Raw genomic sequence first — 11,554 nt, forward strand, 5'->3', positions numbered from 1 at the left:
AGCTTTTGCGTTGATGGCGGCCGAGGTACGCCGTTTTTGAGTATATCGACGTAGACGGTCGCGTTGGTGTCATTTCGCAAGCTCGTCGTCGGACTACAGGCTGCAAGCGGCCCGAAGATCAAAAGCCCAATCAACGTGAACCGCCACCTCATAAGCGCACGATGTCGTCTAAGAGGATTGTCTGCAACTGGGCAATAGCAGCCGTTACCCCCAAGCCACACTCAATTCGCCACCGCCACCGGTCCTCTCGGCGGCCCCGCCGCATCGGCTACCGCCGCCGCGACATTCTGGATCAGCTGTTGGCGCTTGCGAATATCCTCGGTCGTGTCGCCGATCATCACCGCAATCGCAAAGCGGCGGCCATCGGGGGCGGTCAGCAGGCCGACATCGTTGAAGCCCGCATTGCGGCGGCCCAGGTCTTGGCCGGTGCCGGTCTTGTGCGCGATCGTCCAGCCGCTCGGCACGGCGGCGCGCAGGCGGGCATGGCCGGTGCGCGAGGCCTCCATCGTGTCGATCAGGATACGGGTCGAGGTTTCGGACAACAGCTCGCCGCGCGCCAGCCGGGCCAGCGCATCGGCGATGGCGATCGGCGCCGCGCCGTCGGGCGGATCGCTGACATAAGCGTCGAGCGCCGCGGTCCGCGCCGCGGGGTCGAGCCGGTTGCGCGCCGCCTGGAACGCCCCCGCCATCGCGAAGGCGGGTTGCCAGGTCAGACCCGCCGTCTTCGCCTGGAGCAGCCGCTCGCCGGGGCCGAAGCGGATATCGCCCAGCCGCTTGTTGGCGATCATCGCGCGCACCGCCTGCGGACCGCCGACATAGGTGAGCAGCCGGTCATTGGCGGTATTGTCGCTCTGGGTCAGCGCGCGGGTCAGCAGTTCGCCGACCGTGGTATGATATCCGTCGCCCTTGACCAGCATCGCGATCGGCTGGTGGAACAGGGTCAGGTCCTCGCGCCGAACGACGATCGGCTCGTCCAGCCGTGCACGGCCCCTGTCGCGCAGGTCGAGCAGCGTGATCGCGACCCACAGCTTGGACACCGATTGCTGGGGCAGGCGCTGGCGGCCCCCAACCTCCACCGTCCAGCCGTCATCGACCGCGCGCACCGCAATGCCCTTCTTGCCCGAAAAACCGGCGGACAGCCGATCGATCGTGCTGACCAGCCCGGCGGGCGCGGCGGGCGCGCGGCTGGGGCGGGGCGGGGGGAGCGGCATCGACACCGAAACCTGGGGATCGGGCACGCTGGGAGCATGGGACGTCGCGCCGGGGCGTGAATCCGCCCCACAGCCTGCGAGCCCCAAGAGAAGAAACCCGGCAGGCCATGAACGCAGCCCGCCGCTCGATACTCGCTTCGTCACCGCAATACCCCGCAACACAGGGGTATCCTTACGTGTTGACCGGGTGGGGGAAATCCCCGTGTCCGGGCCTTGCGACGAAAGGCCGCAACCACACGATAAGATGTGAAACATTTTAAATTCCTCCCCTACAAGGGGAGGAATCAGGGCTTGCTTCACGGAATCAGGATCGTGTCGACCGCTTCGGGCAAGGTCTCGGGATAATCGAGCGTGTAATGCAGTCCCCGGCTCTCCTTGCGATGCAGCGCGCAGCGGACGATCAGCTCTGCGGTCTGGAGCAGGTTGCGCAGCTCGATCAGGTCGGGCGTGACGCGGAAATGGCCGTAATAGTCGTTGATCTCGTCGGTCAGCATGCGGATGCGGTGCTGCGCGCGCTCCAGCCGTTTGGTGGTGCGGACGATGCCGACATAATTCCACATGAAGCGGCGGATTTCGGTCCAGTTCTGCTTGATGACCACCTCTTCGTCCGAATCGGTGACGCGGCTCTCGTCCCAGGGCCGGATGGCGGGGGCGGGGGGCAGTTCGTCCCAATGCGCCGCGATATGGTTCGCGCACGCCTCGCCATAGACGAAGCATTCGAGGAGCGAATTGGAGGCGAGCCGGTTGGCGCCGTGCAGCCCCGACTGGGTCACCTCGCCCGCCGCATAGAGGCCTGGCAGGTCGGTGCGCCCGTCGCGGTCCACGATGACGCCGCCACAGGTATAATGCTGCGCGGGGACGACCGGGATCGGCTGGACCGTCATGTCGATGCCGAGGCTCAACAGCTTTTCGTGGATGTTGGGGAAATGCTCGCGGACGAAGGCGGGCGGCTGGTGGCTGATGTCGAGATGGACATAATCCAGGCCCAGCCGCTTGATCTCATGGTCGATCGCGCGCGCCACGATGTCGCGCGGAGCGAGTTCGGCGCGGGCATCGAAATCGGGCATGAAGCGGTGGCCGGTCTCGGGGATCTTCAGATGCCCGCCCTCGCCGCGAACCGCCTCGGTGATCAGGAAATTCTTGACCTGGGTGTTGTAGAGGCAGGTCGGGTGGAACTGCATGAATTCCATGTTCGACACCCGCGCCCCCGCGCGCCACGCCATCGCGATGCCGTCGCCGGTCGCCCCCTTGGGCGCGGTGGAGAATTGATAGGTGCGGCCCGCGCCCCCGGTCGCCAGGATCGTCGCGCGCGCCTTGTGCACCACGACTCGGCCCGTCCGCCGGTCGACCGCATAGATGCCCCAGACATGACCCGCCCCCGAATAGCGCATCTCGTGGCGGCTGGTCGCCAGGTCGATCGCGACCTGATCGGGGACGAGCGTGATGTTGGGATGCGCCTCCGCCGCCTTCAGCAGCGCGTCGAGCACCGCCCAGCCGGTCGCGTCGGCGACATGGACGATGCGCCGGTGCGAATGCCCGCCCTCGCGCGTCAGGTGGAGCATATTGCCTTCGGTCGCGAAGGGGACGCCCAGTTTCTGGAGCCGCTCGATCGCGGCGGGGGCGTTCTCGACCACGAATTCGACGGTGGCGCGGTCGTTCAGCCCCGCGCCCGCGACCATCGTATCCTCGATATGGCTGTCGAAGGTGTCGCCGGGTTCGAGGACGGCGGCGATGCCCCCCTGCGCCCAGGCGGTCGAGCCCTCGTTCAGCTTGCCCTTGGCCAGCACCGTCACCTTGAACCGGTCGGCCAGGTTCAGCGCCGCGGTCAGCCCGGCCGCGCCCGACCCGACGATCAGGATATCGGAATCGGTCATGCGCGGTCTCCTTCGGGCGCGGGGGCAGGGGTCATGGCGCACCCTGTGGCACGGACGAGAGGGTTGGGACAGGGGGTAACGCCTTGCCTTGGTGCGCGCGCCTTCCCACTTGCCCGTCATGGCGTTGGTCCGATCCGATTGGCGCGACCGTCTGCGCGCGGCGATCCCCACGGGGGTGATCGTGGGCGGCCTGGGCTATGCATTGGTCCTGGGGCTGGGCTTCACGCCGTCCTCGACCGGGCCGTCCGAGGCGCTCGACAGTTTCGACGTCACGCCGCCCAAGCCGCCGCCCCCGCCGCCGGTCCGGCCCAAAAGGATCGAGAGCCACCGGCCGCGCGGAGCCGCCGCGCCCCCCAATATCCGGTCGCAGGCCACCCCGGTCGTCGCCCCGCCGCCGCTGGTCGTGCTGCCCCCGGTGTCGCCCGTCATCGCGGCGCCGGTCGCGGGCACGGGCGCGGACCCGAGCCAGGGCGCCTCCGACAAACCCGGTCCCGGCACCGGGGCGGGTGGAATCGGCAACGGCACGGGCAGTGGCGGGTCGGGTGACGGCGACGGTTATGGCGAGGAAACCCCGCCCCGGCGGATCAAGGGGCGGATCAAGGATTCGGACTATCCCGAGGCCGCCGCCGATGCAGGCGCCAGCGGCACGGTGCAGGTCCGCTATTTCGTCAATGTCGATGGCCGGGTCAGCGGTTGCGTGGTGACCAAGAGCAGCGGCAATGCCGCGCTGGACGAGACGACCTGTCGGCTGATTGAGCAGCGATACCGTTACGACCCGTCCCGCGATGCCGATGGGCGGCCGGTGCGGTCGATCATCGTGGTGAATCAGGATTGGGTGCTGGAGCGTTTGCCTGCGGAGCGGTGAGGCGGGACGTGGGCTTCGACTTCGCTCAGCCTGAACGGACGTTGGGATATTTCGGTTCGCGCAGAGGCGCGGAGGACGCGGAGATGTTCGGTGCGCGGATAGCGCATCCCTTACCTATCATGGCCTGTTGGGGCGGACTGTAGAATGAGTGGAGCGGTACACCTCCGCGTCCTCTGCGCCTCCGCGCGAACCCAAAATTTCTCCCCAGAACCCTGTTCAGCCTGAGTGAAGTCGAAGGCCAAGGGAATCTCTTGGCCTCAGGCCCCCACGCTCCGCGTCAACGACAGGAACACGTCCTCCAGATCGGCTTCCTTGGTCGAGACGTCGACGATCCCGTATCCGTCCGCCTGCACCGCCGCCAGGACCTGGCCCGCATTCACCTTGTCCTTGGCATAGGTGATCTCCAGCGTGCGGCTGCCCTTCAGCACGATCTTGCCGAAACTGGCATGGTCGGGCACCGCCGCGACATCGCGGTCCACCGTCACCGCGACGATCTTTTCCTGCGCCTTGCCGACCAGTTCACGGGTCGGCTCGTTGGCGACCAGGCGACCATGGTTGATGATCGCGATCCGGTCGCACAGCTCCTCGGCCTCTTCGAGATAGTGCGTGGTCAGCACCACCGTCACGCCCTGTTCGTTGAGCTGGCGGACATAGGCCCAGAGCTGCTGGCGAAGTTCGATGTCGACGCCCGCCGTCGGTTCGTCGAGGACCAGCACCGGCGGCGAATGCACCATCGCCTTGGCGACCATCAGGCGGCGCTTCATGCCGCCCGACAGGGTGCGCGAATAGGCGTTGGCCTTGTCCTCCAGATGCACCGCGCGCAGCAATTCCATCGAGCGGCGCTGGCCCTTGGGCACGCCGTACAGCCCGCCCTGAATCTCCAGCGTCTCCAGCGGCGTGAAGAAGGGGTCGAACAGGATTTCCTGGTTGACGATGCCGATCGACGCTTTCGCGTTGCGCGGATGCCGGTCGATGTCGAAACCCCAGATCGACGCCGATCCTTCGGTCTTCATCACCAGGCCCGCCAGGATGTTGATCAGCGTCGACTTGCCCGCACCGTTCGGCCCCAGCAGCCCGAAGATCTGCCCCCGCGGCACGTCGAAACTGACCCCGTCGAGCGCGCGCTTGCCGCCCTGATAGGTCTTGGCGATGCCCTGGATCGAGATGGCGGCTTCGGTGCTGGCGGTCATGCGGCCCGAGATAGGCGTGTGGGGCGGACAGGCCAAGCCGGTTTTCGGGAATTGCACGGGGCTCCATGCCTTGCTATCGCGCGAGCCTATGTTGCCGCCGCCCGAAACCACCCGCGTCACCCAGACCCGCGTCGCTTGCGACGGTGCCACCGACATTCCCGGCGGCGCTGCGCTCGGTCATCCGCGCGTGTGGTTGCAGATCGACGAGACCGGCTATGTCGATTGCGGCTATTGCGATCGCCGTTTCGTGCTGATCGGCGGCCCGGCGGATGGCGCGGACCAGGCGGCGCTGCCGGATCATGGCGACGGCGCCGGGCGCTAACCCCCAACACGAATGAGACTCACGCCCCTCCCGCAAGCGGGAGGGGATGGGGGAGGGAAAAGCCGCGAGCGTAGGTCTCGGTGAGACTCCTTGCCCTCCCCAAACCAGTTTCAGGTAAACGATGCCCCGCATCGTTTAGGTCATGCCGGGGGCATGACCGACCTGAAACTCGCTTGCGGGAGGGGCTTAAGAGAGAGCTGCGGCATGCGGCCGGGGCTTAACAAGGTCGGAATCCCGCCGGCGGGAGATTTCAAACCTCGGCAGGGCATCCTATATCCTCGTGATGACCGTCACCGATCCCCGCTCGTTCCTCTACCGCGACACGCTGGACCCCGAGGCGGCGTTGCGCCTCACCGCCAACGCCCTGTCCCGCGCCGACGATGGCGAGCTGTACCTCCAATATAAGCGTTCGGAAGCCTTCGGATTCGATGACGGGCGGCTGAAGACGGCCAGCTACGACACGCATTCGGGCTTCGGCCTGCGCGCGGTGTCGGGCGAGATGACCGCCTTTGCCCACGCCAATGAACTGTCCGAGGCCGCGATCCGGCGCGCCGCGCAGACCATGGCGCTGATCGACCCCGCTAAGGGCGCCGCCGCGCCGCCGCCGCAGGGGACCAACCGGCACCTCTATACCGCGACCGATCCGCTCGACCTGATCCCCTTTGCCGAGAAGGTGTCGCTCTGCCAGACGATCGACGCCGCCGCCCGCGCGCGCGACCCGCGCGTCGTGCAGGTGTCGGTCGGCCTGTCGGGCAGCTGGAGCGTGGTCGAGATCGTCCGCGCCGACGGCTTCGTCGCCACCGATGTCCGGCCGCTCGTCCGGCTGAACATCTCGGTCGTGGTCGAACAGAATGGGCGGCGCGAGACGGGCAGCTTCGGGATTGGCGGCCGCTATCTGTACGACCGGTTGGTCGCGCGCGAGACGTGGGAGCGCGGCATCGACGTCGCGCTGACCCAGGCGCTGGTCAATCTGGACTCGGTGGCGGCCCCGGCGGGCGAGATGACCGTGCTGCTCGGGCCGGGCTGGCCGGGCGTGCTGCTGCACGAGGCGATCGGGCACGGGTTGGAGGGTGACTTCAACCGCAAGGGCACCTCGGCCTTTTCGGGGCGGATCGGCGAGCGGGTCGCGGCGCCCGGCGTCACCGTGGTCGACGACGGATCGCTGGCCGACCGGCGCGGTTCGCTGTCGATCGATGACGAGGGCACGCCGACGCGCGAGGTCGTTCTGATCGAGGACGGCATCCTGAAGGGTTACATGCAGGACCGGCTCAACGCGCGGCTGATGGGTGTCGCGCCGACCGGCAATGGCCGCCGCGAGAGCTTTGCCCATGCGCCGATGCCGCGCATGACCAACACCTTCATGAAGGGCGGGCAGGACGACCCGGCCGAGCTGCTGTCGCGGGTGAAGAACGGCATTTTCGCCAAGTCCTTCGGCGGCGGGCAGGTCGACATCGTGTCGGGCAAGTTCGTCTTCTCCTGCACCGAGGCGTACCGGATCGAGAATGGCCGCCTAGGTGCGCCGATCAAGGGCGCGACGCTGATCGGCGACGGGCCGAGCGTGCTGACCAAGGTGAAGGGCATCGGCAACGACTTCGCGCTGGACGAGGGCGTGGGGGTCTGCGGCAAGGGCGGGCAGAGCGTGCCCGCGGGCGTGGGCCAGCCGAGCCTGCTGGTCGAAGGGCTGACCGTCGGCGGAACCGCGCTGGCGGCGTGATTTCCCTTCCTCCCCTGGAAGGGGAAGGTGGCAGGGCGTAGTTCTGGTGGAGGGGTATCACGCTCTCGATAGCGGGATACCCCTCCACCAGCTTTGCCGGTCCCCCTTATAGGGGAGGAAAAGCTGCCCAAAATTTGGGCATATCCTTACCAATGCCTAAAAATTGATGCCGCCCGGCAGGCGAAACGGATCGCGCCGCACCACCATAGCGCGCAAAAGTCACGAAAACGTAACTGGCACACCCTTTGCAATGCTTGTCGGCGGGAAACGCAAAGGGGGCGCAGGTGAAGCTGATCATCGCTATCATCAAGCCGTTCAAGCTCGACGAGGTGCGCGAGGCGCTCACCACTTTGGGCGTGGCGGGCATGACGGTGACCGAGGTGAAGGGTTTCGGGCGGCAGAAGGGCCAGACCGAAATCTATCGCGGGGCCGAATACAGCACCAACATGGTGCCCAAGATCAAGATCGAGGTCGTCTGCGCGTCCGAGATCGCCGACCGCGTCGTCGAATCGATCCAGGCCGCCGCCAACACCGGCGCGATCGGCGACGGCAAGATCTTCATGCTCGATGTCGGCCAGGCCGTGCGCATCCGCACCGGCGAAACCGACGAATCGGCACTCTGAGCAAGGGGGGATTTCGATGAAGCATGTCACCAAATTGGCGACCGGCGCGGCGGGCCTCGGCCTGACGCTGTTCGTCGCGCTGCCCGCCTGGGCCCAGGATGCCGCCGCGCTCCAGTCGCCCGCCGCCGCCGCGCCGGCCGCGACCGTGAACAAGGGCGACACCGCCTGGATGCTCACCTCGACCGTGCTGGTCATGATGATGATCCTGCCGGGCCTGGCGCTGTTCTATGGCGGTCTGACCCGTGCGAAGAACATGCTGTCCACCATGACCCAGATCGGCGCGGCCGCCTGCCTCGCGATGCTGATCTGGGTGATGTACGGCTATAGCCTGGCCTTCGGGCCGGACGTGTCGGGGGGCGCGTCCAACTTCATCTCCGGGCTGGGCAAGGCGTTCCTGAAGGGCGTCACGCCCGCCAGCCAGGCGGCGACCTTCACCGCGGGCGTCGAAATCCCCGAATATGTCTTCATCTGCTTCCAGATGACCTTCGCCGCGATCACCGCCGCGCTGGTGCTGGGCTCGGTCGTCGAGCGCATGAAGTTCTCGGCGGTCATGGCGTTCACCGCCGTGTGGCTGACCATCGTCTATTTCCCGATCGCGCACATGGTGTGGGCATCGTCGGGCCTGTTCTTCAAGGCGGGCGCGCTCGACTTTGCGGGCGGCACCGTGGTGCACATCAACGCCGGCGTCTCGGCGCTGGTCGCCTCGCTGATCCTGGGCAAGCGCATGGGCTATCCGACGACCCCGATGCCCCCGCACTCGCTGACGCTGACCGGCGTGGGCACCGGCCTGCTGTGGGTCGGCTGGTTCGGGTTCAACGCGGGCTCCGCGCTGGAGGCCAATGGCTCGGCGGGCCTGGCGATGATCAACACCTTCGTCGCGACGGCGTCGGGCGGCCTGTTCTGGATGCTCGCCGAGCGTCTGGCGGGGCATAAGGGTTCGGCGCTGGGCTTCTGCTCGGGCATCGTCGCGGGTCTGGTCGCGGTGACCCCGGCCGCTGGTAACTCCGGTCCGTTCGGTGCGATCGTGCTGGGCGCCATCGCCAGCGTCATCTGCTTCTATGCGGTGTCGGTCCTGAAGCCCAAGCTCGGCTATGACGATGCGCTCGACGCCTTCGGCGTGCACGGCATCGGCGGCATGATCGGCGCGATCGGCACGGCCGTGGTCTACGCCCCCTCGCTGGGCGGTCCGGGCGCGGCGGATTACGTCATGAGCTCGAAGCTGCTGGTCCAGCTCGGCGCGGTCGCCACGACCATCGTCTGGGCCACCATCGGCACCGTCATCGCCATGTACATCGCCAAGGCTGTCACCGGCCTGCGCGTCTCGAAGGAAGTCGAGCAGGAAGGCCTCGACCTCGGCGAGCACGGCGAGCGCGCCTACAACTGATCGGGAGCGGGGGCGACAGACCCCCGCACCCCACGACGTTCCTCCTGCGGACGACCTAAGCCCGGTGCGGCAACGCACCGGGCCTTTTTTTGCGTTGGCGGGGAAACCGCACCGACAGGGCGGAGGCCGGGGTAGAAAGTCGGACCAACCTCCGTTCGCACTGAGCGAAGTCGAAGTGCACGGGATTCGCTTACCCGGAGGGTGGGGCGTGGCCTTCGACTTCGCTCAGGCTGAACGGAGGTGGGGCTGGGGAGATAGAGGGGAGAAGGGGGCGACCCTTACCGCCCCTTCGGCCCCGCCGCTGGCCCCGCCTGCTGCGCCCGTGCCGCCTTGGCCGCCTCATATTCGTCGAAGGTGCGCGACAGCAGCGCCTGCGCCTCCGCCTCGGTCACCTTGCCGTCCTTGTTGGCATCGGCCTTGCCGAACCACAGCTCGGCCAGACGCCCGGCATGGACGTCGTCGATCTTCTTCTGGCCGTTGCCCATCTTCATGATCGCGGCCTTCACCTCGGCCTTGGTCAGCGCGCCGTCGTGATTGGTGTCGCGCGCCTTGAACTCGCGCGAGAATTTCGCGGCGGCGGACGCGCGGGTGTCCTGCGCCATGGCGGGCACGGCAAGGGTCGCGGCGATCAGGCCGGTGACGAGGAAACGGGTCATGCGGGAACTCCTGAACGGAACATCATGGCCGCTCCTGACCGGCTTTGGCTGTCGCCGCAATGAACAAGCGGGGGAACGGGCCCAACCGAAGGTTGCGTGAGGCCGCCACAGCGCATAGGGGCCGGGGCAAATCCATCTCCTATCCTCGAAGGACTTTGCCGTGAGCGAAGATATCAAGCGCGTCGTCCTCGCCTATTCGGGCGGCCTCGACACCAGCGTCATCCTCAAGTGGCTGCAGCAGCATTATGGCTGCGAGGTCGTGACCTTCACCGCCGATCTGGGCCAGGGCGAGGAGCTGGAGCCCGCGCGCAAGAAGGCGGAGATGGCGGGCGTGAAACCCGAGCATATCTTCATCGACGATCTGCGCGAGGAATTCGTCAAGGATTACGTCTTCCCGATGATGCGCGCCAATGCGCTCTACGAGGGGCTGTACCTGCTCGGCACCTCGATCGCGCGGCCGCTGATCGCCAAGCGCCAGATCGAGATCGCCAAGATGGTGAACGCCGACGCGGTCAGCCACGGCGCGACCGGCAAGGGCAACGACCAGGTCCGTTTCGAGCTGGGCTATTATGCGCTGAACCCCGACATCAAGGTCATCGCGCCGTGGCGCGAATGGGACCTGACCAGCCGCACCAAGCTGATCGAGTTCGCCGAGGCGCACCAGATCCCGGTGTCGAAGGACAAGCGCGGTGAAGCGCCCTTCTCGACCGACGCGAACCTGCTGCACACCTCGTCCGAGGGCAAGGTGCTGGAGGACCCGTGGGATGAGGTCCCCGATTATGTCTATTCGCGCACCGTCAACCCGGAGGACGCGCCCGACGTCTCCGAGACGATCACCATCGATTTTGAGCGCGGCGACGGCGTCGCGCTGAACGGCGAGGCCTGCTCGCCCGCGACCCTGCTGACCAAGCTGAACGAGCTGGGCCGCAAGCACGGCATCGGCCGCCTCGACCTGGTCGAGAACCGCTTCGTCGGCATGAAGAGCCGCGGCATGTACGAGACGCCAGGTGGCACCATCTATGCGCTGGCGCATCGCGGTATCGAGCAGATCACGCTCGACCGCGGCGCCGCGCATCTGAAGGACGAACTGGCGCCGCGCTATGCCGAGCTGGTCTATAACGGCTTCTGGTTCTCGCCTGAGCGCGAGATGCTCCAGGCCGCCGTCAACTACAGCCAGGAGAAGGTGACCGGCACCGTCCGCCTGAAGCTGTACAAGGGCCAGGCGATCGTGACGGGGCGCAAGTCGCCCTACAGCCTGTATTCGGAGAAGGTCGTGACGTTCGAGGACGATCAGGGCGCCTATGACCAGCGCGACGCCGCGGGCTTCATCAAGCTCAACGCGCTGCGCCTGCGCCTGCTGGGTCGCCGCGACCAAATCTGATCCGGTTTCGGAGCGGAGTAAGTAAAGGGCGGATGGGGCAACCCGTCCGCCCTTTTTTGTGTCTGCGTCATCCCAGCGGAGGCTGGGATCTCTGGTGGTGGAAGGGCAAGTCTCGCGAAAGGCCCCAGCCTGCGCTGGGGCGACTGTCCCTCATGCCGTTCCGCCGGAGCGCAGTCGAAGGCCACGCCATTGGGCATCGGCGGGGCGTGCGCTTCGACTTCGCTCAGCGCGAACGGAGGGCAGGGCGCGTTTTCAAACGGAGCGCCGCCGCCGCGCCCCCCAACAACTCGCCGCACCGCAGCAAGGGGGATGCTTGTCCTCGCCCCCTTCGATC

General features: G+C 67.0%; 10 protein-coding genes. 6 read left to right on the forward strand and 4 right to left on the reverse strand.

Features of this window, described 5'->3' with window-relative positions; genetic code table 11:
• Positions 1-221: 221 nt before the first annotated feature.
• Positions 222-1,361, reverse strand: a complete 1,140-nt coding sequence (locus tag ACFX59_RS13610) for a serine hydrolase (RefSeq protein ID WP_387432932.1) — start codon at positions 1,359-1,361, stop codon at positions 222-224.
• 146 nt (positions 1,362-1,507) lie between these two features.
• A complete protein-coding gene (gene nadB, locus ACFX59_RS13615; RefSeq protein ID WP_387432823.1) occupies positions 1,508-3,085 on the reverse strand; it encodes an L-aspartate oxidase in 1,578 nt (525 codons plus the stop codon).
• A gap of 118 nt (positions 3,086-3,203) precedes the next feature.
• On the opposite strand from nadB, the gene ACFX59_RS13620 reads away from it, so the two are divergent.
• Positions 3,204-3,950: an energy transducer TonB gene (locus tag ACFX59_RS13620; RefSeq protein WP_387432935.1), complete on the forward strand. Its 747-nt coding sequence runs from the start codon at positions 3,204-3,206 to the stop codon at positions 3,948-3,950.
• A gap of 257 nt (positions 3,951-4,207) precedes the next feature.
• Here the strand turns inward: ACFX59_RS13620 and ACFX59_RS13625 are convergent, their stop codons facing one another.
• On the reverse strand, positions 4,208-5,140 hold the full coding sequence (locus ACFX59_RS13625; protein ID WP_307101930.1) for an ABC transporter ATP-binding protein: 933 nt from the start codon (positions 5,138-5,140) through the stop codon (positions 4,208-4,210).
• Between the two features lie 88 nt (positions 5,141-5,228).
• Here ACFX59_RS13625 and ACFX59_RS13630 point away from each other — a divergent pair, with 88 nt between their 5' ends.
• The 4 genes from ACFX59_RS13630 to ACFX59_RS13645 all read left to right on the forward strand — a co-directional run bounded on the left by ACFX59_RS13630 (position 5,229) and on the right by ACFX59_RS13645 (position 9,183).
• Positions 5,229-5,462 (forward strand): zinc-finger domain-containing protein, encoded by a 234-nt coding sequence (locus ACFX59_RS13630; RefSeq protein WP_307104697.1) that lies wholly within the window; start codon positions 5,229-5,231, stop codon positions 5,460-5,462.
• Between the two features lie 283 nt (positions 5,463-5,745).
• Positions 5,746-7,176: a metalloprotease TldD gene (tldD, locus tag ACFX59_RS13635; RefSeq protein ID WP_307101932.1), complete on the forward strand. Its 1,431-nt coding sequence runs from the start codon at positions 5,746-5,748 to the stop codon at positions 7,174-7,176.
• Positions 7,177-7,460: 284 nt separating this feature from the next.
• Entirely contained in the window at positions 7,461-7,799 is a 339-nt protein-coding gene (locus ACFX59_RS13640; protein WP_042488306.1) for a P-II family nitrogen regulator, read from the forward strand.
• Positions 7,800-7,815: 16 nt separating this feature from the next.
• On the forward strand, positions 7,816-9,183 hold the full coding sequence (locus ACFX59_RS13645) for an ammonium transporter (RefSeq protein ID WP_309691468.1): 1,368 nt from the start codon (positions 7,816-7,818) through the stop codon (positions 9,181-9,183).
• Positions 9,184-9,461: 278 nt separating this feature from the next.
• Here the strand turns inward: ACFX59_RS13645 and ACFX59_RS13650 are convergent, their stop codons facing one another.
• Positions 9,462-9,839: an EF-hand domain-containing protein gene (locus ACFX59_RS13650; protein ID WP_309691470.1), complete on the reverse strand. Its 378-nt coding sequence runs from the start codon at positions 9,837-9,839 to the stop codon at positions 9,462-9,464.
• 160 nt (positions 9,840-9,999) lie between these two features.
• Between ACFX59_RS13650 and ACFX59_RS13655 the strand changes: the two genes are divergently transcribed.
• Complete coding sequence (locus tag ACFX59_RS13655; RefSeq protein ID WP_387432826.1) at positions 10,000-11,220, forward strand: argininosuccinate synthase; 1,221 nt, start codon at positions 10,000-10,002, stop codon at positions 11,218-11,220.
• Positions 11,221-11,554 lie beyond the last annotated feature (334 nt).

The sequence above is a fragment of the Sphingomonas sp. NCPPB 2930 genome, from assembly GCF_042867205.1.
In the GTDB taxonomy this organism is placed as follows: Bacteria; Pseudomonadota; Alphaproteobacteria; order Sphingomonadales; family Sphingomonadaceae; genus Sphingomonas.

What these genes read in the sequence shown, in the direction of transcription:
- nadB (WP_387432823.1), bottom strand. Translation starts at nt 3,085, where the DNA reads ATGACCGATTCCGATATCCTGATCGTCGGGTCGGGCGCGGCCGGGCTG.
- ACFX59_RS13620 (WP_387432935.1), top strand. Translation starts at nt 3,204, where the DNA reads ATGGCGTTGGTCCGATCCGATTGGCGCGACCGTCTGCGCGCGGCGATC.
- ACFX59_RS13625 (WP_307101930.1), bottom strand. Translation starts at nt 5,140, where the DNA reads ATGACCGCCAGCACCGAAGCCGCCATCTCGATCCAGGGCATCGCCAAG.
- ACFX59_RS13630 (WP_307104697.1), top strand. Translation starts at nt 5,229, where the DNA reads ATGTTGCCGCCGCCCGAAACCACCCGCGTCACCCAGACCCGCGTCGCT.
- tldD (WP_307101932.1), top strand. Translation starts at nt 5,746, where the DNA reads ATGACCGTCACCGATCCCCGCTCGTTCCTCTACCGCGACACGCTGGAC.
- ACFX59_RS13645 (WP_309691468.1), top strand. Translation starts at nt 7,816, where the DNA reads ATGAAGCATGTCACCAAATTGGCGACCGGCGCGGCGGGCCTCGGCCTG.
- ACFX59_RS13650 (WP_309691470.1), bottom strand. Translation starts at nt 9,839, where the DNA reads ATGACCCGTTTCCTCGTCACCGGCCTGATCGCCGCGACCCTTGCCGTG.